The organism is Priestia sp. 40 (assembly GCF_049368575.1).
In the GTDB taxonomy this organism is placed as follows: domain Bacteria; phylum Bacillota; class Bacilli; order Bacillales; family Bacillaceae_H; genus Priestia; species Priestia zanthoxyli.
Map to the genome: position 1 here is coordinate 135,355 of NZ_JBMPZA010000023.1, position 21,308 is coordinate 156,662.

Below are 21,308 nucleotides of genomic sequence, written 5' to 3' on the forward strand. Positions count from 1 at the left end.
TATCTCTATTGTACACTATTTCCTAAGCTAAAATAAAAAGGGAGGCATACGTGTTTTTTCGTATGCCTCGTCTTGGTTTGAGTAAATTTAGCTGATGCTGCTTGGAGCGGAGGATTTAACAACAAATTCTCCTTTGTCTACATCTAGCGTCACTTTCTGACCTTTTTGAACAACCCCTTTTAGCAGCTCTTCAGATAAACGGTCTTCAATATGTTTTTGAATTGCTCTACGAAGTGGACGAGCACCGTATTCTGGGTCAAAACCTTCCTCTGCAATCTTATCAATTGCTTCTTTTGTTAATTCAAGATCAATTTCTTGCTCTTTTAAGCGTTTTGTTAACTGATCAGCCATTAATTTAACGATTTCAGCTAAGTGAGGTTTCTCTAATGAATGGAAGACGATAATTTCATCGATACGGTTTAGGAACTCCGGACGGAACGCGCGCTTCATTTCCGCCATTACTTTTCCTTTCATATCTTTGTAGTCTTGCCCTTCCGCTTCTACTGTGAACCCTAAGTGCTTGCTTCGTTTTAATGTATCCGCACCTACGTTTGATGTCATAATTAAAATCGTATTACGGAAATCAACTGTACGACCTTTTGAATCCGTTAAGCGTCCATCTTCTAACACTTGTAATAAAATGTTAAATACATCCGGATGCGCTTTTTCAATTTCGTCTAAAAGAACAACTGAGTAAGGTTTTCTTCTCACTTTTTCCGTTAACTGGCCGCCTTCTTCGTATCCAACATATCCTGGAGGTGAACCTACTAAGCGTGAAGTAGAATGTTTCTCCATGTACTCAGACATATCGATACGAATCATTGCATCTTCATCGCCAAAGATTGACTCCGCTAATGCACGTGCAAGCTCTGTTTTACCAACCCCTGTTGGTCCTAAGAAAATGAATGAACCAATTGGACGTTTTGGATCTTTCAAGCCTGCTCTAGCACGGCGCACAGCTTTTGCAACTGCTTTTACCGCTTCTTCTTGCCCAATTACACGAGAGTGAAGAATCTCTTCCATGTTCAGCAGTCTTTCTGTCTCTTCCTGTGCCAGTTTAGAGACCGGTACACCCGTCCAGCTAGATACCACCATCGCAATATCTTCTACGGTTACAGCTGAGTTTTCCTTACCTTGCTGCTCTTTCCAAATTTTCTTTGTGTCTTCTAATTCTTCGCGTAGGCGTTGTTCTGTATCGCGTAAAGATGCTGCTTTTTCAAATTCTTGACTTTGAACAGACGCATCTTTTTCATTGCGTACTGATTCTAATTTTTGCTCTAATTCCTTTAAATTTGGCGGCGTTGTAAATGAACGTAAACGCACTTTTGAACCAGCTTCATCAATTAAATCGATTGCTTTATCCGGTAAGAAACGATCTGAAATGTAGCGATCTGATAGTTTCACCGCTTGCTCGATTGCCTCATCAGAAATAGATACTCGGTGATGCGCTTCATAACGGTCACGAAGCCCTTTTAAGATTTGAATAGACTCTTCCAACGTTGGTTCATCCACTTGAATTGGCTGGAAGCGACGCTCTAGCGCTGCATCTTTTTCAATGTATTTTCTGTATTCATCTAAAGTCGTAGCACCGATACACTGAAGTTCTCCACGAGCAAGAGACGGTTTTAAAATATTAGAAGCATCGATAGCTCCCTCTGCGCCACCAGCACCAATTAATGTGTGTAACTCATCGATAAAGAGAATGATATTACCTGCTTGACGAATTTCATCCATTACTTTCTTCAGGCGATCTTCAAATTCTCCGCGATATTTTGTACCAGCCACGACCGTTCCCATATCCAAAGTCATAACGCGTTTGTCACGTAAAATTTCTGGAACTTCATTGTTGACGATTTGCTGAGCCAAACCTTCAGCGATTGCCGTTTTACCAACACCTGGCTCCCCAATTAATACAGGATTGTTTTTTGTACGTCGGCTTAACACTTCAATAACACGCTGAATTTCTTTCCCACGTCCGATAACAGGGTCTAAGCTTCCTTCGCGCGCTACAACTGTTAAATCGCGTGCTAAGCTGTCTAGCGTAGGTGTATTGGCATTTGAAGAGCCTCCGCCTTGATGACTTGAAGCAGCTTCATTGCTACCTAATAAATGAAGTACTTGCTGACGAGCTTTATTTAGGCTAACACCTAGATTATTTAAAACGCGTGCTGCAACGCCTTCACCTTCACGAATTAAGCCTAGTAAGATATGTTCTGTTCCTACATAAGAATGACCAAGCTTTCGGGCTTCATCCATTGAAAGTTCAATGACTTTTTTCGCTCGAGGTGTATAATGAATGGTCTGCGTTAATTCTTGGCCTCTGCCAATTAATGCTTCCACTTCTTTTTGAATTTTTTCAGTGCTTAGGCCTAGAGCGGAAAGAGCTTTTGCTGCAATTCCTTCACCTTCACGAACGATGCCTAATAAAATGTGCTCCGTTCCAATGTTGTTGTGACCTAGGCGTAGTGCTTCTTCCTGTGCTAAAGCTAATACTTTTTGTGCGCGCTCTGTAAATCTACCAAACATCATATAATCGTCACCCTCCACGTTTAATTTGTGTTTTTATTTATAGTGAGACGTTCTCGAATTAAGGTGGCTCTTTTAATGTCACGTTCTTGAGGCTTTAGGGGCCCTCCCGAATACTTTTGTAAAAAGCCTGGCTGCGTCATAATGATAAGTTCATTCAATATATTTTGACTCAGTCCTTTTATATACCCTAAATCGATTCCTAATCGAACATCTGATAAACATTGTGAAGCTTCTTTGGACTCAATAATACGGCTATTGGCCAATACTCCATATGAACGATACACTCGATCTTCTAACTCTACATGAGATGTTTTAAACAGCGCGTCTCGTGCAGAGTGCTCTTGTGTAATTAACTGCTGTACGACACTATTTAAATCTGCCACAATATCTTCTTCAGATTTCCCTAGGGTTATCTGATTAGAAATTTGAAAGATATTCCCTAAAGCTTCGCTACCTTCTCCATAAATTCCTCTCACCACTAAGCCGAGCTGGTTAATAGCGGGAATAATACGATGAATTTGACGGGTCATCACTAAAGCCGGCAGATGCATCATCACAGATGCACGTAGCCCAGTACCCACATTTGTGGGACAGCTGGTTAAATACCCTCTATTTTCATCAAACGCATAATCTACGTATTTCTCAATCCAATTATCTACTTCATTCGCTGTGCTTAAAGCTTCAGATAATTGAAGGCCTGGAAATAAACATTGTATGCGTAAATGATCTTCTTCATTAACCATAATACTCAAATCTTCTTTTTCTGATAAAAAACAAGCTCCGTTGTTATCTCCTTCAGCCAAGTTAGGACTGATAAGATGCTTTTCAACCAACACTTGCTTTTGAAGAGGCTGTAATTCGTTCATCTTTAGTAAATGCAAATTCCACTGATTGGTGTTCTCGCTTTTTTGAAAAACTTGCTCGAATACTCGAACCACTTCAACTGCTTGTTCTTTAGAAAAGAGAGTTGGAAAAAGATAATGAGTTAAATTTCGAGCCAGCCTGATTCGACTGCTTAGAACAATATCTGAATTCGAAGCTTCTTGACGCATCCAAGAGCTTACAGGCTGGGAAAAGAACAAATCCTGGGACATGAATTACGCTTCCTCCTCTCTCGATTCGTTCATCTTCTTTTCTAGTAATCGAATGTGATCTCGGAGTTCCGCTGCTTTCTCAAACTCCTCTTTTTCGATATACTCTTTTAAGTTCAATCTTAATGCCTGTAATTCCTTTTTTAAATGAAGATTACTTGCAATTCTTGCTGGTATTTTTCCATGATGTAGATAATTACCTCCATGCAGCCTCTTCAAGAAAGGAATAAGAGGTCGCTCAAATGTTTTGTAGCAATCTGCACATCCAAACCTGCCGATTTTAGCAAATTTTTGATATGTCATGCCACAAGTAGGACAAGAAAGAATCTCCTGACTTTGTTTCTTATAATTTTCAGTTACTGCTGGATCTAGGTTAAGTAGGCCAGCTAGTAAGTTATTGATCGAAAAACCTTGCTGATTTGAAAAAGAAAATGTATCTCCATTTTCTGAAGCGCACTGTTCACATACATGCATCTCCGTCTTTTCACCATTAATAATTTTTGTGAAGTGAAGAGTTGCAGGTCTCGTTTCACATTGCTGACAAATCATCCTGTCATCACTCCCTGTTCTAAATAAAATAGATCATGAGCTTATCGGTAGCGTAATGAATTAAGCATTGCTTTTAAAAGATTAGCCCTTAGCTCATCACGATAAGGAAGTTCAATATTAATAACTGAACGATTGATAACACTCAACATGATTTTTGCTTCTCGTTCTGTGATGACTTTTTCTTCAACTAACCTAATAATGACGTTTTCAGCACTTACTTGTGAAATTTCATTTTGAATCATCTCAATTACTTGCTGAAACAAATCCGCTGCATCATGCATTTTTACTTTGGCAATACGAATAAAGCCGCCGCCGCCTCGCTTACTTTCTACAAGATAACCTCTCTCAACTGTAAAACGGGTATTGATAACGTAATTAATTTGCGACGGAACGCATTGAAATTTATCAGCAATCTCACTGCGCCTTATTTCAACAATTTCTCTTTCACTTAATTCAAGTACTTGTTTTAAATACTGTTCGATAATGTCAGAGATATTTGGCACGCTGCCCCCTCCTTCTGACTTTGACTATATTTGACCTTAATTTAAATATAAAAGGAAACGAAAAAATTTTCAACTATGTACTATTAAAGTTTATTCTTTACTTTTATCGTTGCCACTAAAATTTATTTCAAAACCTGCAAATCGTGAATTTTATTGTTCTTACTATACTTTTTCATAAAACAAATAAATTGTAAACAAAAAAGGACTAGCTAAAATAGCTAGTCCTTTTTCAGGTGCCTGGCAACGTCCTACTCTCACAGGGACAAAGTCCCAACTACCATTGGCGCTAAAGAGCTTAACTTCCGTGTTCGGTATGGGAACGGGTGTGACCTCTTCGCTATCGCCACCAGACAAGAGATTGCTCTCTCAAAACTAGATAACAGTTTGCTGAGTAAAGCTTACGCTTTTAAAAGTTTGGTTAAGTCCTCGATCGATTAGTATCAGTCAGCTACACATGTCGCCACGCTTCCACCTCTGACCTATCAACCTGATCATCTTTCAGGGATCTTACTAGCTTGCGCTATGGGAAATCTCATCTTGAGGGGGGCTTCATGCTTAGATGCTTTCAGCACTTATCCCGTCCACACATAGCTACCCAGCGATGCCTTTGGCAAGACAACTGGTACACCAGCGGTGTGTCCATCCCGGTCCTCTCGTACTAAGGACAGCTCCTCTCAAATTTCCTACGCCCACGACGGATAGGGACCGAACTGTCTCACGACGTTCTGAACCCAGCTCGCGTACCGCTTTAATGGGCGAACAGCCCAACCCTTGGGACCGACTACAGCCCCAGGATGCGATGAGCCGACATCGAGGTGCCAAACCTCCCCGTCGATGTGGACTCTTGGGGGAGATAAGCCTGTTATCCCCGGGGTAGCTTTTATCCGTTGAGCGATGGCCCTTCCATGCGGAACCACCGGATCACTAAGCCCGACTTTCGTCCCTGCTCGACTTGTAGGTCTCGCAGTCAAGCTCCCTTGTGCCTTTACACTCTACGAATGATTTCCAACCATTCTGAGGGAACCTTTGGGCGCCTCCGTTACATTTTAGGAGGCGACCGCCCCAGTCAAACTGCCCACCTGACACTGTCTCCCGGCCCGATCAGGGCCGCGGGTTAGAATTTCAATACAGCCAGGGTAGTATCCCACCGACGCCTCCACCGAAGCTAGCGCTCCGGCTTCTCAGGCTCCTACCTATCCTGTACAAGCTGTACCAAAATTCAATATCAGGCTACAGTAAAGCTCCACGGGGTCTTTCCGTCCTGTCGCGGGTAACCTGCATCTTCACAGGTACTATAATTTCACCGAGTCTCTCGTTGAGACAGTGCCCAGATCGTTACGCCTTTCGTGCGGGTCGGAACTTACCCGACAAGGAATTTCGCTACCTTAGGACCGTTATAGTTACGGCCGCCGTTTACTGGGGCTTCGATTCAGAGCTTCTCCCAAAGGATAACCCCTCCTCTTAACCTTCCAGCACCGGGCAGGCGTCAGCCCCTATACTTCGCCTTGCGGCTTCGCAGAGACCTGTGTTTTTGCTAAACAGTCGCCTGGGCCTATTCACTGCGGCTCTCTCGGGCTATACACCCTACCAGAGCACCCCTTCTCCCGAAGTTACGGGGTCATTTTGCCGAGTTCCTTAACGAGAGTTCTCTCGATCACCTTAGGATTCTCTCCTCGCCTACCTGTGTCGGTTTGCGGTACGGGCACCTCCCGCCTCGCTAGAGGCTTTTCTTGGCAGTGTGGAATCAGGAACTTCGGTACTATAGTTCCCTCGTCATCACAGCTCAGCATTTATGATGAGCGGATTTGCCTACTCATCAGCCTAACTGCTTGAACGCGCATATCCAGCAGCGCGCTTACCCTATCCTACTGCGTCCCCCCATTACTCAAACGGCGGGGAGGTGGTACAGGAATATCAACCTGTTGGCCATCGCCTACGCTTTTCAGCCTCGGCTTAGGTCCCGACTAACCCTGAGCGGACGAGCCTTCCTCAGGAAACCTTAGGCATTCGGTGGACAAGATTCTCACTTGTCTTTCGCTACTCATACCGGCATTCTCACTTCTAAGCGCTCCACCAGTCCTTACGGTCTGACTTCGCTGCACTTAGAACGCTCTCCTACCACTGACATCAAAGATGTCAATCCACAGCTTCGGTGATACGTTTAGCCCCGGTACATTTTCGGCGCAGAGTCACTCGACCAGTGAGCTATTACGCACTCTTTAAATGGTGGCTGCTTCTAAGCCAACATCCTGGTTGTCTAAGCAACTCCACATCCTTTTCCACTTAACGTATACTTGGGGACCTTAGCTGGTGGTCTGGGCTGTTTCCCTTTTGACTACGGATCTTATCACTCGCAGTCTGACTCCCATGGATAAGTCTTTGGCATTCGGAGTTTGACTGAATTCGGTAACCCGTTGGGGGCCCCTAGTCCAATCAGTGCTCTACCTCCAAGACTCTCACAACATGAGGCTAGCCCTAAAGCTATTTCGGAGAGAACCAGCTATCTCCAGGTTCGATTGGAATTTCTCCGCTACCCACACCTCATCCCCGCACTTTTCAACGTGCGTGGGTTCGGGCCTCCATTCAGTGTTACCTGAACTTCACCCTGGACATGGGTAGATCACCTGGTTTCGGGTCTACAACCACATACTAAACGCCCTATTCAGACTCGCTTTCGCTACGGCTCCGCCTTATCAGCTTAACCTTGCATGGGATCGTAACTCGCCGGTTCATTCTACAAAAGGCACGCCATCACCCGTTAACGGGCTCTGACTACTTGTAGGCACACGGTTTCAGGATCTCTTTCACTCCCCTTCCGGGGTGCTTTTCACCTTTCCCTCACGGTACTGGTTCACTATCGGTCACTAGGTAGTATTTAGCCTTGGGAGATGGTCCTCCCAGCTTCCGACGGAATTTCACGTGTTCCGCCGTACTCAGGATCCACTCAAGAGGGAACGAAGTTTCAACTACAGGGTTGTTACCTTCTTCGACGGACCTTTCCAGGTCGCTTCATTTACTTCGTTCCTTTGTAACTCCGTATAGAGTGTCCTACAACCCCAAGAGGCAAGCCTCTTGGTTTGGGCTAATTCCGTTTCGCTCGCCGCTACTCAGGAAATCGCATTTGCTTTCTCTTCCTCCGGGTACTTAGATGTTTCAGTTCCCCGGGTCTGCCTTCAATATCCTATGTATTCAGATAAAGATACTGTTCCATTACGAACAGTGGGTTTCCCCATTCGGAAATCTCCGGATCAAAGCTCACTTACAGCTCCCCGAAGCATATCGGTGTTAGTCCCGTCCTTCATCGGCTCCTAGTGCCAAGGCATTCACCGTGCGCCCTTTCTAACTTAACCATTAGCGAATAAATGGTACAACATATTGTTGTGTTATTTATTGGTTTGATTAAAGAAAAGTTTCACTTTTCCTCAGCAATTACTGTTATCTAGTTTTCAAAGAACAATCGCAACCAAAATTCTTCTTATCTAATTAAGAAGAAAGTAGTGTGCTTTCTATAATTGAGAGATTGAACTCTCAAAACTGAACAAAGTGTCAAAACGTACGTCTTATAAAAATCCTTAGAAAGGAGGTGATCCAGCCGCACCTTCCGATACGGCTACCTTGTTACGACTTCACCCCAATCATCTGTCCCACCTTAGGCGGCTAGCTCCTTACGGTTACTCCACCGACTTCGGGTGTTACAAACTCTCGTGGTGTGACGGGCGGTGTGTACAAGGCCCGGGAACGTATTCACCGCGGCATGCTGATCCGCGATTACTAGCGATTCCAGCTTCATGTAGGCGAGTTGCAGCCTACAATCCGAACTGAGAATGGTTTTATGGGATTGGCTTGACCTCGCGGTCTTGCAGCCCTTTGTACCATCCATTGTAGCACGTGTGTAGCCCAGGTCATAAGGGGCATGATGATTTGACGTCATCCCCACCTTCCTCCGGTTTGTCACCGGCAGTCACCTTAGAGTGCCCAACTAAATGCTGGCAACTAAGATCAAGGGTTGCGCTCGTTGCGGGACTTAACCCAACATCTCACGACACGAGCTGACGACAACCATGCACCACCTGTCACTCTGTCCCCCGAAGGGGAACGCTCTATCTCTAGAGTTGTCAGAGGATGTCAAGACCTGGTAAGGTTCTTCGCGTTGCTTCGAATTAAACCACATGCTCCACCGCTTGTGCGGGCCCCCGTCAATTCCTTTGAGTTTCAGTCTTGCGACCGTACTCCCCAGGCGGAGTGCTTAATGCGTTAGCTGCAGCACTAAAGGGCGGAAACCCTCTAACACTTAGCACTCATCGTTTACGGCGTGGACTACCAGGGTATCTAATCCTGTTTGCTCCCCACGCTTTCGCGCCTCAGCGTCAGTTACAGACCAAAAAGCCGCCTTCGCCACTGGTGTTCCTCCACATCTCTACGCATTTCACCGCTACACGTGGAATTCCGCTTTTCTCTTCTGCACTCAAGTTCCCCAGTTTCCAATGACCCTCCACGGTTGAGCCGTGGGCTTTCACATCAGACTTAAGAAACCGCCTGCGCGCGCTTTACGCCCAATAATTCCGGATAACGCTTGCCACCTACGTATTACCGCGGCTGCTGGCACGTAGTTAGCCGTGGCTTTCTGGTTAGGTACCGTCAAGGTACAAGCAGTTACTCTTGTACTTGTTCTTCCCTAACAACAGAGTTTTACGACCCGAAAGCCTTCATCACTCACGCGGCGTTGCTCCGTCAGACTTTCGTCCATTGCGGAAGATTCCCTACTGCTGCCTCCCGTAGGAGTCTGGGCCGTGTCTCAGTCCCAGTGTGGCCGATCACCCTCTCAGGTCGGCTATGCATCGTTGCCTTGGTGAGCCGTTACCTCACCAACTAGCTAATGCACCGCGGGCCCATCTGTAAGTGATAGCCGAAACCATCTTTCAATCATCTCCCATGAAGGAGAAGATCCTATCCGGTATTAGCTTCGGTTTCCCGAAGTTATCCCAGTCTTACAGGCAGGTTGCCCACGTGTTACTCACCCGTCCGCCGCTAACGTCATAGAAGCAAGCTTCTAATCAGTTCGCTCGACTTGCATGTATTAGGCACGCCGCCAGCGTTCATCCTGAGCCAGGATCAAACTCTCCGAAGAAATGTTTGACTTGCTCAATTTAAAAAATAAAAATTAACGTTGACGTTTGTCGCTTTGTTCAGTTTTCAAAGTTCAACCGCCGCTCTTAAGCGACTTTACTATCTTATCAAGTTATCAACGTAATGTCAACAACTTTTTTTATTTCTTTTTGTTGTTTTCGCTTATCTGCGTTAGCAACAGATATAAATATACCAAATCGTTTTCATAAAAACAAGAGGTAAATTAAAAGTTTAAATTTTCTAATATTAACACCTAAAAAAAGATGGCCGTAGCCATCTCTTTTTTTAGCGTTGACGCATATGTGGGAATAATAGTACATCACGGATTGACGGTGCATTTGTTAGTAACATAACAAGGCGGTCAATACCGATTCCTAGACCACCTGTAGGTGGCATACCGTATTCTAATGCCTCAATGAAGTCATCATCCATCTCATGTGCTTCATCGTTTCCTTGTTCTTTCTCTTTCAACTGAGCTTCAAAGCGCTCACGTTGGTCAATTGGATCATTTAGCTCTGTAAATGCGTTCGCGTGTTCACGCGCAACAATAAACAGCTCAAAACGGTCAGTAAAACGCGGATCTTCCGCATTTTTCTTAGCAAGTGGAGAGATTTCTACAGGATGTCCGTAAATGAACGTCGGTTGAATTAACTGCTCTTCTACTTTTTGTTCAAAGAATTCATTTACAATATGTCCATATTGCATATGTTCAGTGATTTCTACCCCGTGTTCTTTTGCTAAAGCACGAGCTTCTTCAACAGATGTTTCTCCCCAGAAGTCTACGCCCGTATATTGTTTAATAGCATCGACCATATGAAGTCTTGTCCATTCTGGCGTTAGGTCTACCTCTTGATCACCATACTGAATCTTTGTTGTGCCAAGTACTTCTTGCGCAATGTGTGCAATTAAGTTCTCTGTTAAAGCCATGATATCTTTGTAGTCCGCATACGCTTCGTACAATTCGATCATTGTAAATTCAGGATTGTGACGTGTAGATACACCTTCATTACGGAATACACGGCCAATTTCATATACTTTTTCTAATCCACCTACGATTAAACGTTTTAAATGAAGTTCAATCGCAATACGCATATAAAGTTCCATATCAAGCGCATTGTGGTGTGTCACAAACGGACGAGCTGCTGCTCCACCTGCGATTGAATGCATCATCGGTGTTTCAACTTCTAAGTATCCGTGATTATCTAAGTAACGGCGCATCGATTGAATAATGCGGCTTCTTGAGATAAATGTTTGTTTACTTTCTGGGTTTGTAATTAAATCTAAGTAACGTTGACGGTAGCGCTGTTCAATATCTTTTAAACCATGATATTTATCTGGAAGTGGACGAAGCGCTTTTGTTAGTAACGTGAAATCTTTTACTTTAATAGAAAGTTCGCCAACTTTTGTTTTGAATAAAACACCTTCAACCCCTACCAAGTCACCGATATCTACGCTGCTGAAGATTTCGTACTGTTCTTCGCCAATTGCATCTTTACGTACATAAAGCTGAATTTGTCCTGTTAAATCTTGAACGTGAGCGAAACCTGCTTTTCCTTTTCCACGCTTTGTCATAATACGACCAGCTAGTGACACAGGCACTTCATTTTCTTCTAACTGTTCTTTTGTTAACTCGTCATACTCACTAATTAATTGCTGTGATGTATGTGTACGTTCAAAACGTTGACCAAACGGATCAATACCCTGATCTCGTAGGTTGCTCATTTTTTCGCGACGAACGAGAAATTGATCATTTAATTCTTCATGACTCATCGTTTACTCATCTCCATCGTATAATTAAGTTTTCCGAAACAGAAAAAAGGCCAGCATGTTTACTGGCAACTACTACGTTTCTTTAAAATTATTATAGGTTCAGTCGTTTCTCTATGTCAAATCGCTTTATTCTTGCTTCGCTTCTCTTTTTCTTCGATTTCTCTAACAAGCTACCGAATAAACCAACAACCTGCGAACCCAAACCTTAAAGTTTTCACTGTGAACTCTACTTTACGCCAATATAAAAATGAATCAACTAATAAGATTCATTTTTACTTATGTAAATCATTCCTATTATTTTCGAACATATCTAGTATATCAGTTGTTTGCTCTCGAAATAATTTTACATCTTTTAAATCCGATAACCGTTTTGTGATGGTTTCAACTTTTTCTTCTGCTACAGGGAGAATAAGAGATGGAGCTAGTTCGTTTAGAGGAACCATCACAAACGCCCGTTCAAACATTCGGGGATGAGGGACGTTCAGCCTATCCGTATGAATGATTTCATTACTATAAAGTAAGATATCCAAATCAAGGGTTCTAGGTCCCCATACAATCTCTCTTTTTCGACCTGCCGCTTGTTCAATGGCTTGCAAACAATCTAAAAGTTGCTCTGACGAATACGTTGTTTGTATTTTTACTACCATGTTTAAAAAGCTTGCTTGATTCGTATACCCGACCGGGGCCGTTTCATAAACAGATGAAACAGCCACTACCTTAACCTCAGAATGTTTCATCAAGCCAGTAACTCCCGACTTCAAATGTTCCATTCGATTTTCAATATTTGATCCTAATGCAATATATGCTTCTGTTGTCATTCAACGGCTCCTTTTAATTTCAATAGCTACCGATTGATAATAACCGGGAATTGGCGGATCAGGCTTATATACCTTTACTGTACAAGCCTGCACGAGTTCGTAATTAGCAAGCAATTCAGATGCAATCGTTTCGGCCACCGTTTCAACTAACTTGAACGTGCGCTTCTCTACAACTTCCTGGCATGTTTGGTATAAATCTGCATAGCTCACCGAGTATTCTAAATTGTCCGTAGTACCAGCTTGTTTTAAATCTAGTTCTACAGTTAAATCCACGTGAAAACGCTGCCCTAATTTATTTTCTTCTGGAAATACACCATGATATCCATAGAAACGCATATCATTCACATAAATTTTATCCATCTTTAGCCTCTCCTTTCGCTTTTATACATGTAGCTCGCGTCGACTCATTAGCGACATCGTGTAAGAGCGATACTCTTTTTGCAACTGAGCTGTTAACGTATGGTCTCCGACTGAAAACTTCTTATCCTTTATACTTCGAAGAGGTACGATTTCTTGAATGGAATTTGTAACGAAAGCTTCATCACTCTCCAAAAGCTGTTCCGCCGTAAATAAACCTTCTACAACTTCTATGTTTTTCTTTTTTAAAAGCGTAAAGATAAACTGTCTCGTAATTCCATTTAAGATACCTGTTTCAAGAGACGGTGTATATACACAATCATCTTTTACAAAAAATAAATTGGACACAATACCTTCGGCTAAGAACCCTTCTTTTGTTAAAAAAATACCCTCTTTATTTAAGTCTGAACCAACTTCTCGCTTAGCCAGTACATTGTTTAAATAGTGATGAGACTTCAACCTCACGGTTCCTTCGGGCGTATTTCGCTTTGTCTCAAGAATAAGCCCCTCTTTTACAAGGGGGCTCGATGGATGAGGCATTGATTTCATATATACAATTGTAGATGGCTTGTCGTATTCTTCCACTTGCAGTCCAATTCCGCCATTTCCTGCTGAAACATTTAATCGAACATACGCATTTCTCTCATTGTTTTTCATTAACAGACTATTAATGATTCCCAACACGTCCTGTGTAGAGTAGTCCCATACAATATTTAATTCACGTAAGCTGCTACGCAGTCGATCCAGATGGTCTTCCACTAAAAATGGATGACCATCATAAACTCGTAGCGTTTCAAATAGCCCTAGACCATACATATATCCGTGATCAAACGGAGAAATAGTGGCTTCAGACGCAGGCTTTACTTCACCATTTACGTATATATACATATCATTACACTCGCTTTTTTTCGTAAGTTTCAATAAAATTTTTCAGCATTTCTTTACCGTAAGAAGTCATGATAGATTCAGGGTGGAACTGTACCCCTTCAATAGGTAATGATTTATGGCGAATCGCCATAATTTCATCTTCTGCTGTCCACGCTGAAATCTCAAAGCAATCCGGCAGTGAACTTTTTTCTACAATCAAAGAATGATATCGAGTTGCCGTGAACGGATTATCAAGACCTTTAAAGATAGTACGGCCATCATGATGCATTTCAGATGTTTTACCGTGCATTAATTTATCCGCACGAATCACATTCCCTCCAAAAGCTTGCCCAATCGACTGATGCCCTAAGCATACGCCGAATATTGGAATCTTACCTGCAAAATACTCGATGGCTTCTAAACTGATTCCCGCTTCGTTGGGACTACAAGGTCCCGGGGAGATCATCAAGAAATCTGGATTTAGCACTTCAATTTCAGAAAGTGTAATTTCATCATTTCTTTTTACAAGAAGCTCATGCCCTAGCTCACCTAAATACTGTACTAAATTAAACGTAAAAGAATCATAATTATCAATCATTAATATCATCTTTACTCACCCTCACTCAGCTCATTTTCGCTCTGCTCTTTTGCTTTCCATAGTGCAATTGCTTTTTTCAGTGATTCTTTGTATTCGTGTTTCGGATTTGAATCAATTACAACACCCGCACCAGCCTGCACATAAGCTTGGCCGTCTTGAATAATCATAGTGCGAATCGCAATATTTAATTCCATATCTCCATTAAACCCAATCCAACCAATCGATCCTGTATAAATTCCTCGCCTTACAGGTTCAAGTTCTTCAATGATTTCCATTGTACGAACTTTAGGCGCTCCAGTAATCGTTCCTCCAGGAAAAACCGCATCTACAATATCTACAAAATCTTTATTGCGCGCGAGCTTGCCTTTTACATTAGACACAATATGCATCACATGTGAATACTTTTCAATAACCATAAACTCGTCAACATGAACGGTACCATAGTCGCTTACTCTACCAAGGTCATTACGCTCCAAATCAACAAGCATCACATGCTCTGCACGCTCTTTTTCGTTATGAATAAGCTCATCCGCTAACTGTTGGTCTTCTTGATCATCCTTACCGCGAGAGCGCGTTCCCGCAATTGGTCTCGTACTGATTTCGTCACCGGCTTTTTTCACTAATAGTTCTGGTGAACAGCTCACAATGTGAAATTCTTCTGTCTGCATATAAGACATGTAAGGAGACGGGTTGATTTTTCGTACCTGTTCGTAGATATGCATAGGATGAGTTTGAAGCTGTTGAGACTGTCGAACAGATAAGTTCACTTGAAACACATCGCCTTGCCCGATGTACTCATGTACGCGAGTTGTGGCATCTGAAAAAGCAGCTTCAGACATTGAAACCTCACTCTTTTCGGCAACGCGATGAATACGCTCATATGAGACCCCTTCAGCACTTGCCTCCATCCAGTCCTTTTTGTATTGATCAATACGCTTATGTGCCTGCTCTTTACAATCTGCTTCATCGTTAACGATAATCCAGAGCTTTTCCTTTTCTTGATCGTATACAAATACGTCATCGAAAATAAGGAAATAAACGTCCGGCGTTTTCAATGAATCTTCAGCAAGATCAGGTATGGTTTCTACATAGCGGATATAATCATAGCTAATAAAGCCAATTGCTCCACCTTGAAAAGGAGGAAGATCTGGATTCACCTCTGCTTCAAACTTCTTCATCCAGTCTCGCATAAGATGAAGCGGATTACCTTTTTGAACAGTAGCTTGGCCATCGGTTTTGATATGAAGCTCGTTTTGTTCGCCTCGCAAAATGGCTACAGGTTTTAATCCCATCATTTGAAACTTTCCGCCTCGACCGCTTTCAAGCAGGATATGATTCGGTTCCTCTTTTGACAACTCTTGATATTTTTTGAACCATTGGTTTTTAGAGATAGAAATAGATTCGCCCCAAGTCATTCTTTGCTGCATTTGTTCACTCTCCTAAAAATAAATCACCTGCTTTCATTTTACATGATTCTCAGATGAAAAAAACAGCTTCATATAGAAGCTGTTCTTTTATGGTTTTTATGCTTGTGTTTGTTCCTCGAATTGGAACAATGGAGTACTTAAGTAACGCTCACCGTTACTTGGAATAATCGCTAACACTTTTTTACCTTTTCCTAGCTGTTTTGCAGCTTTTAACGCAGCATAAATCGCAGCCCCAGAAGAGATACCTACTAGTACGCCTTCCGTTTTTGCTACTTTACGTGCATATTCAAAAGCTTGGTCGTTTTGAACAGCGACAACTTCGTCATATACTTCCGTGTTAAGCGTATCCGGAACAAAGTTTGCACCGATTCCTTGAATTTTATGAGGTCCTGGTTGACCACCGCTTAAGATCGGAGAATCAGCTGGCTCTACCGCATAAATTTTGATGTTTGGATACTTTTCTTTTAATACTTCGCCAGCACCTGTAATAGTACCGCCAGTACCGATACCTGCCACAAATCCATCTAGCTGATCGCCAAACTGCTCGATGATCTCTTTAGCCGTTGTTTGACGGTGCACTTCTGGGTTCGCTTCATTTTGGAACTGCTGAGGAATAAAGTAGCCGTGCTCTTTTGCAAGCTCAGTTGCTTTATTAACCGCACCTTTCATTCCTTCTGGACCTGGTGTTAACACTAACTCTGCACCGTACGCACGAAGCAGATTACGACGCTCAATACTCATCGTTTCAGGCATTGTTAAAATAGCACGGTATCCTTTTGCTGCAGCTACCATTGCTAAGCCAATTCCTGTGTTACCGCTTGTTGGTTCAATGATGGTGTCTCCAGGCTTTAATACACCTTTTGCTTCAGCATCTTCGATCATTGCTAATGCGATACGATCTTTTACGCTGCTTCCTGGATTCATAAATTCTAATTTTAAATATACATCCGCCATATCTTCTTCAACTAGACGGTTTAGTTTTACGATTGGTGTTTGACCAATTAACTCTGTAATTGAATTTGCAATACGTGCCATATGACCACTCCTAATACCAACTAATTTTATTGATTTTGTATACAATTTATCAGATGTTTTCTAAATTGTCAATCATTTTGTCTTTCCATTTACCTATTTTTGTTATATTTTTAGATCAATATATACATAAATAGGACTTAACACTTATAAAAAAAGGCGTTCATTTATAAAATGACGCCTTTAAAGAATCTTTTATTTCATTTAAATTGCTTGTTCTTTCATTTCTTCTAGCTGCTTTTTATCAAAACGATAGGTTTCATTACAAAAATGACACTGTGCTTCAGCTTGGCCGTCTTCCTCAATCATCGATTGAATCTCTTCTTTTCCTAAGCTGATAATGGCATTAGCAATTCTTTCTTCTGAGCACTGACATTTGAACTCTACAGGCATTGTCTCTAGAAACTTTACGTTTTCTTTTCCAAGAACTTCTTCTAAGATTTCCTCAGGAGAAAGACCTTTTTGAATCAGTTTTGAAATGGGTTCAATCGTTTGTAAACGTTGTTCAATAGCTGTAATCGTTTGATCATCTGTTCCTGGCATAAGCTGAATGATAAATCCACCCGCAGCTAAGATTGTGTTATCAGGGTTAACAAGTACACCTACACCTACTGAAGATGGAACTTGCTCAGATGTCACGAAATAATACGTGAAATCCTCTCCTAATTCTCCCGATACGATAGGTACTTGTCCATTAAATTGATCACGCATCCCGATATCTTTTACAACACTCAGCGTACCATCTGTACCTACAGCACGTGCTACATCTAATTTTCCATGCTGATTTAAATCGAAGTGCGTTTGCGGGTTCGTTACATATCCACGCACTTCACCCTTGGCATTGCTGTCTACTAAGATAACACCAATTGGGCCGCGGCCTTCAATTTTAATTGTTAGCTTTTGCTCACCTTTTAGCATAGCCCCCATCATAACTCCCGCAGTCATTGAACGTCCCAATGCTGCAGAGGCTGTAGGCCATGTATAGTGACGGCGCTGCGCTTCTCCAACTGTATCCGTTGTTTTTACCGCATAAGCGCGAACTTGACTATTGTAAGCTAGTGCTTTTACTAAATAGTCGCCCATAATATACACCTCTTACTCCATATTTTTTGTATAGATTATTTGTAATCCTTTTAAAGTCAAAAATGGATCCACAATATCAATAATATCCGACTCTTTAGCAATCAATGTTGCGAGTCCTCCAGTAGCAATAACTTTAGGATTTACTGTTGCTTGCTCTTTCATTCTTGCTACAATTCCTTCTACTTGTCCAACGTATCCATATAAAATACCTGCTTGCATCGCAGATACTGTATTTTTCCCAACAATGCTATTTGGTCGCGCAATTTCAATACGCGGAAGCTTAGATGCTCTTGAATAAAGAGCTTCTGTCGAAATATTAATACCAGGGGCAATTGCACCACCCATATATTGCTTATTTTCATCAATGTAGCAATATGTGGTTGCGGTACCAAAATCAACGATAATTAAAGGGCTTCCGTACAGCTGAATTCCAGCAACAGCATTGACAATACGGTCTGCTCCCACTTCACGTGGATTTTCATATTTAATATTTAAACCCGTCTTAATTCCAGGACCAACAACAAGCGGCTTTAAATGAAAATACTTTTGACACATTCTCTCCAATGCAAACATAATAGGAGGAACAACAGAGGAAATAATAATACCATGAATATCTTTAAAAGATAAACTAACGTGCTCAAGCAAGGCTTTGATTGTCATGCCATACTCGTCTTCTGTTTTATTACGGCTTGTTTCTACACGCCAATGGTACTTTAATTCATCTCCATCGTATACACCTAATACCGTATTGGTATTTCCAACATCTAATACAAAAATCATTTCAATCACCACTTTATTTAAATTCAGTATTCACACTGAAACCATCATACCATAACTGGTAAATAGACGTGTATATTCTAGATAAAATAGGAATATAATGACACAATTCTCTAGTGGATATCCTACTTATCCACTATATATATGAAAAACTTTTTGCCAAACCTAACTTCTACCCAATAAAAAAGATCAGTGGAGACTGTCTCCACTGATCTTTTTTGGTCTTATGCTTTTGGCTCTTCATCGTCTGTCTTTGTTTGGATGTTTACTTTAACATCTTCATCTGTTACGTGACTAGAACGGTCTGGAAGAGTTCCATGATCTACTAAGTGGTTGATCTGCTCAGCGTCTAACGTTTCTACTTCTAACAATGTTTGAGCTACAAGCTCTAACTTGTCACGGTTTTCCGTTAAGATCTGCTTCGCACGCTCATAGCTTTCTTTAATGAAACGTTGGATTTCATTATCAATTTCATGAGCAATCGCATCACTGTAGTTTTGTTCACTGTGTAAATCACGACCTAAGAATACTTGGCCTTGTTGTGATTGACCGAATTGCATTGGTCCTAACTTTTCACTCATACCGTATTCTGTTACCATTTTACGAGCGATGCTTGTTGCACGCTGGAAGTCATTGTGAGCACCTGTACTCACTTCGCCGAAAATAATTTCCTCAGCTACGCGACCGCCAAGCAATCCAACAATTTTATCCAGCAGCTCTGGCTTCGTCATAAAGTAGCGATCTTCTTTTGGTAACATAACAGCATATCCACCAGCTTGCCCACGTGGAACAATGGTTACTTTATGTACCATATCAGCTTCGTCTAATACGACACCGATAATTGTATGTCCTGCTTCATGATAAGCAACAATATTGCGTTCTTTTTTAGAAATAACTCGACTTTTCTTAGCTGGACCTGCAATTACGCGGTCTGTTGCTTCGTCAATATCGACCATTTCAATTTTCTTTTTGTCCTGTCTAGCAGCTACTAAGGCAGCTTCGTTTAACAAGTTTTCTAAATCTGCACCTGAGAAACCTGGCGTACGCATAGCAATTGCTTTTAAGTTTACTGATTCATCTAAAGGCTTATTGCGAGCATGTACTTTAAGCACTGCTTCACGGCCGTTTACATCTGGACGATCTACCGTAATTTGACGGTCGAAGCGGCCTGGACGTAATAACGCTGGATCTAAAATATCCGGGCGGTTTGTTGCTGCAATAATAATGATACCTTCGTTAGCACCAAAACCATCCATCTCAACAAGCAACTGGTTCAATGTTTGTTCACGCTCATCGTGTCCGCCACCAAGACCTGCGCCACGTTGACGACCTACAGCATCGATTTCATCAATAAAGATAATACATGGAGCATTCTTCTTCGCATTTTCGAATAAATCACGAACACGAGAAGCACCGACCCCAACAAACATTTCAACAAAGTCCGAACCACTGATAGAGAAGAAAGGAACGCCTGCTTCACCAGCAACAGCTCTTGCTAATAATGTTTTACCAGTACCAGGAGGTCCCACAAGTAAGACACCCTTCGGAATTCTTGCACCTAGCTCTGCGAATTTACGAGGATCTTTTAAGAACTCAACAACTTCCACAAGTTCTTGCTTTTCTTCGTCTGCACCAGCTACGTCTTTAAATTTAACCTTTTTCTTTTCTTCACTGTAAAGCTTAGCCTTACTCTTACCGAAGTTCATAACACGACTTCCGCCGCCCTGAGCTTGGTTCAGTAAGAAGAAGAATAGGATGAAAATAATAACAAACGGAATGATTGACGTAAAGAACGTTACCCAGCCGCTTGTTTCATCAGCAGGTTTAAAATCAACTTCTACTTGATTATTTTCTGAAGCAGCGTCAATACGATCAAGTGCTTTGTCACCATCTACGATGTAAGTTTGGAACGTTTGATCCTTTTTATAAGAATCTAACTTTCCTTGCACAACATACACGCCTCTTTCAGGCTTCATAGAGAGTGATTTCACATCACCTTTGTCTAAGTGTTGAACAAATGTATCGTATCTCATTGGTTCTGCTTTTTGATTAGAGCCACTAAAGAAGCTTACCACGCCAATAATGACTAAAAATATAAGTAAATAAAAGATGGTATTACGGAAGATCCGATTCATTTCTTACCTCCTCCCACGATAAACAAATACTGTATTCAATACTAACATAGAACATTTATCCTATCCAATAAATTGCACTTGGATATGTGCTTCTTAATTGCTGTATACTTGCGGTTTAAGAACCCCAATATACGGCAGGTTACGATATTTTTCTTGATAATCCAATCCATACCCTACTACGAACGCATCAGGTACTTCAAATCCAACGTAATCTGCTTTAATAGCTGCTTTACGACCTGTTGGTTTGTCTAAGAGTGTGACAATCTTAATTGACTTAGCTTTACGGTACTTGAATAACTCTACAAGATAGCTAAGTGTTAAGCCGCTGTCGATAATATCCTCTAAGATAAGAATGTCTCGACCTTCAACTGATGTATCTAAATCTTTTAGGATTTTTACTTCACCAGAAGAAACCATCGCATTGCCATAACTTGATACATCCATAAAATCCATTTCTAAATATGTATCAACACGCTTAATTAGATCAGACATAAAAGGCATAGCGCCTTTTAGTACACCGATTACCAAAGGAAAACGGTCAGCGTATTCCTCAGATAATAGCTTACCCAATTCTTTTACTTTCTGTTGTATTTCTTCTTCTGAAATCAAAATTTCTTGAATATCCTGCTTCATTCCTTACTTGCC

At 41.7% G+C, this 21,308-nt stretch carries 15 protein-coding genes and 3 rRNA genes; all 18 read right to left on the reverse strand.

Features of this window, described 5'->3' with window-relative positions:
- Positions 1-87: 87 nt before the first annotated feature.
- Positions 88-2,529, reverse strand: coding sequence for an ATP-dependent protease ATP-binding subunit ClpC (clpC, locus tag ACO1DI_RS24130; RefSeq protein ID WP_014462041.1), 2,442 nt, complete (start codon positions 2,527-2,529; stop codon positions 88-90).
- A 20-nt stretch (positions 2,530-2,549) separates the two neighbouring features.
- Positions 2,550-3,623 (reverse strand): protein arginine kinase, encoded by a 1,074-nt coding sequence (locus ACO1DI_RS24135; protein ID WP_116741823.1) that lies wholly within the window; start codon positions 3,621-3,623, stop codon positions 2,550-2,552.
- A gap of 3 nt (positions 3,624-3,626) precedes the next feature.
- Positions 3,627-4,169 carry a UvrB/UvrC motif-containing protein gene (locus ACO1DI_RS24140; protein WP_014462042.1) on the reverse strand — a complete coding sequence of 181 codons (543 nt, stop codon included), beginning with the start codon at positions 4,167-4,169 and terminating at the stop codon, positions 3,627-3,629.
- Between the two features lie 41 nt (positions 4,170-4,210).
- Complete coding sequence (locus ACO1DI_RS24145; RefSeq protein WP_013054895.1) at positions 4,211-4,672, reverse strand: CtsR family transcriptional regulator; 462 nt, start codon at positions 4,670-4,672, stop codon at positions 4,211-4,213.
- 235 nt (positions 4,673-4,907) lie between these two features.
- A 5S ribosomal RNA gene (rrf, locus tag ACO1DI_RS24150) occupies positions 4,908-5,023 on the reverse strand.
- Positions 5,024-5,086: 63 nt separating this feature from the next.
- Positions 5,087-8,022 (reverse strand): 23S ribosomal RNA (locus ACO1DI_RS24155).
- A 226-nt stretch (positions 8,023-8,248) separates the two neighbouring features.
- A 16S ribosomal RNA gene (locus tag ACO1DI_RS24160) occupies positions 8,249-9,800 on the reverse strand.
- Together the 16S, 23S and 5S rRNA genes form the textbook arrangement of a ribosomal RNA operon.
- A 284-nt stretch (positions 9,801-10,084) precedes the next feature.
- Entirely contained in the window at positions 10,085-11,569 is a 1,485-nt protein-coding gene (lysS, locus tag ACO1DI_RS24165; protein ID WP_013054894.1) for a lysine--tRNA ligase, read from the reverse strand.
- A 272-nt stretch (positions 11,570-11,841) separates the two neighbouring features.
- On the reverse strand, positions 11,842-12,387 hold the full coding sequence (gene folK, locus ACO1DI_RS24170; protein WP_033580815.1) for a 2-amino-4-hydroxy-6-hydroxymethyldihydropteridine diphosphokinase: 546 nt from the start codon (positions 12,385-12,387) through the stop codon (positions 11,842-11,844).
- Entirely contained in the window at positions 12,388-12,747 is a 360-nt protein-coding gene (gene folB, locus ACO1DI_RS24175; RefSeq protein WP_028412654.1) for a dihydroneopterin aldolase, read from the reverse strand. It abuts the gene before it with no gap.
- Between the two features lie 21 nt (positions 12,748-12,768).
- On the reverse strand, positions 12,769-13,632 hold the full coding sequence (pabC, locus tag ACO1DI_RS24180) for an aminodeoxychorismate lyase (protein WP_116741821.1): 864 nt from the start codon (positions 13,630-13,632) through the stop codon (positions 12,769-12,771).
- Between the two features lie 4 nt (positions 13,633-13,636).
- Positions 13,637-14,218 (reverse strand): aminodeoxychorismate/anthranilate synthase component II, encoded by a 582-nt coding sequence (gene pabA / locus ACO1DI_RS24185; protein WP_013054890.1) that lies wholly within the window; start codon positions 14,216-14,218, stop codon positions 13,637-13,639.
- Between the two features lie 2 nt (positions 14,219-14,220).
- Positions 14,221-15,636 (reverse strand): aminodeoxychorismate synthase component I, encoded by a 1,416-nt coding sequence (gene pabB, locus ACO1DI_RS24190; protein WP_116741819.1) that lies wholly within the window; start codon positions 15,634-15,636, stop codon positions 14,221-14,223.
- A 96-nt stretch (positions 15,637-15,732) separates the two neighbouring features.
- On the reverse strand, positions 15,733-16,671 hold the full coding sequence (cysK, locus tag ACO1DI_RS24195; RefSeq protein ID WP_013054888.1) for a cysteine synthase A: 939 nt from the start codon (positions 16,669-16,671) through the stop codon (positions 15,733-15,735).
- A 201-nt stretch (positions 16,672-16,872) separates the two neighbouring features.
- Positions 16,873-17,751 carry an Hsp33 family molecular chaperone HslO gene (gene hslO / locus ACO1DI_RS24200; RefSeq protein ID WP_028412650.1) on the reverse strand — a complete coding sequence of 293 codons (879 nt, stop codon included), beginning with the start codon at positions 17,749-17,751 and terminating at the stop codon, positions 16,873-16,875.
- Between the two features lie 12 nt (positions 17,752-17,763).
- Positions 17,764-18,531, reverse strand: a complete 768-nt coding sequence (locus ACO1DI_RS24205) for a type III pantothenate kinase (protein WP_013054886.1) — start codon at positions 18,529-18,531, stop codon at positions 17,764-17,766.
- Between the two features lie 221 nt (positions 18,532-18,752).
- Positions 18,753-20,663, reverse strand: coding sequence for an ATP-dependent zinc metalloprotease FtsH (gene ftsH / locus ACO1DI_RS24210; protein ID WP_013054885.1), 1,911 nt, complete (start codon positions 20,661-20,663; stop codon positions 18,753-18,755).
- Positions 20,664-20,756: 93 nt separating this feature from the next.
- Positions 20,757-21,296, reverse strand: coding sequence for a hypoxanthine phosphoribosyltransferase (gene hpt, locus ACO1DI_RS24215; RefSeq protein WP_028412649.1), 540 nt, complete (start codon positions 21,294-21,296; stop codon positions 20,757-20,759).
- Positions 21,297-21,308 lie beyond the last annotated feature (12 nt).

What these genes read in the sequence shown, in the direction of transcription:
- ftsH (WP_013054885.1), bottom strand. Translation starts at nt 20,663, where the DNA reads ATGAATCGGATCTTCCGTAATACCATCTTTTATTTACTTATATTTTTA.
- clpC (WP_014462041.1), bottom strand. Translation starts at nt 2,529, where the DNA reads ATGATGTTTGGTAGATTTACAGAGCGCGCACAAAAAGTATTAGCTTTA.
- pabB (WP_116741819.1), bottom strand. Translation starts at nt 15,636, where the DNA reads ATGCAGCAAAGAATGACTTGGGGCGAATCTATTTCTATCTCTAAAAAC.
- hslO (WP_028412650.1), bottom strand. Translation starts at nt 17,751, where the DNA reads ATGGGCGACTATTTAGTAAAAGCACTAGCTTACAATAGTCAAGTTCGC.
- folK (WP_033580815.1), bottom strand. Translation starts at nt 12,387, where the DNA reads ATGACAACAGAAGCATATATTGCATTAGGATCAAATATTGAAAATCGA.
- lysS (WP_013054894.1), bottom strand. Translation starts at nt 11,569, where the DNA reads ATGAGTCATGAAGAATTAAATGATCAATTTCTCGTTCGTCGCGAAAAA.
- ACO1DI_RS24135 (WP_116741823.1), bottom strand. Translation starts at nt 3,623, where the DNA reads ATGTCCCAGGATTTGTTCTTTTCCCAGCCTGTAAGCTCTTGGATGCGT.
- ACO1DI_RS24205 (WP_013054886.1), bottom strand. Translation starts at nt 18,531, where the DNA reads ATGATTTTTGTATTAGATGTTGGAAATACCAATACGGTATTAGGTGTA.
- hpt (WP_028412649.1), bottom strand. Translation starts at nt 21,296, where the DNA reads ATGAAGCAGGATATTCAAGAAATTTTGATTTCAGAAGAAGAAATACAA.
- ACO1DI_RS24140 (WP_014462042.1), bottom strand. Translation starts at nt 4,169, where the DNA reads ATGATTTGTCAGCAATGTGAAACGAGACCTGCAACTCTTCACTTCACA.
- pabC (WP_116741821.1), bottom strand. Translation starts at nt 13,632, where the DNA reads ATGTATATATACGTAAATGGTGAAGTAAAGCCTGCGTCTGAAGCCACT.
- pabA (WP_013054890.1), bottom strand. Translation starts at nt 14,218, where the DNA reads ATGATATTAATGATTGATAATTATGATTCTTTTACGTTTAATTTAGTA.
- folB (WP_028412654.1), bottom strand. Translation starts at nt 12,747, where the DNA reads ATGGATAAAATTTATGTGAATGATATGCGTTTCTATGGATATCATGGT.
- cysK (WP_013054888.1), bottom strand. Translation starts at nt 16,671, where the DNA reads ATGGCACGTATTGCAAATTCAATTACAGAGTTAATTGGTCAAACACCA.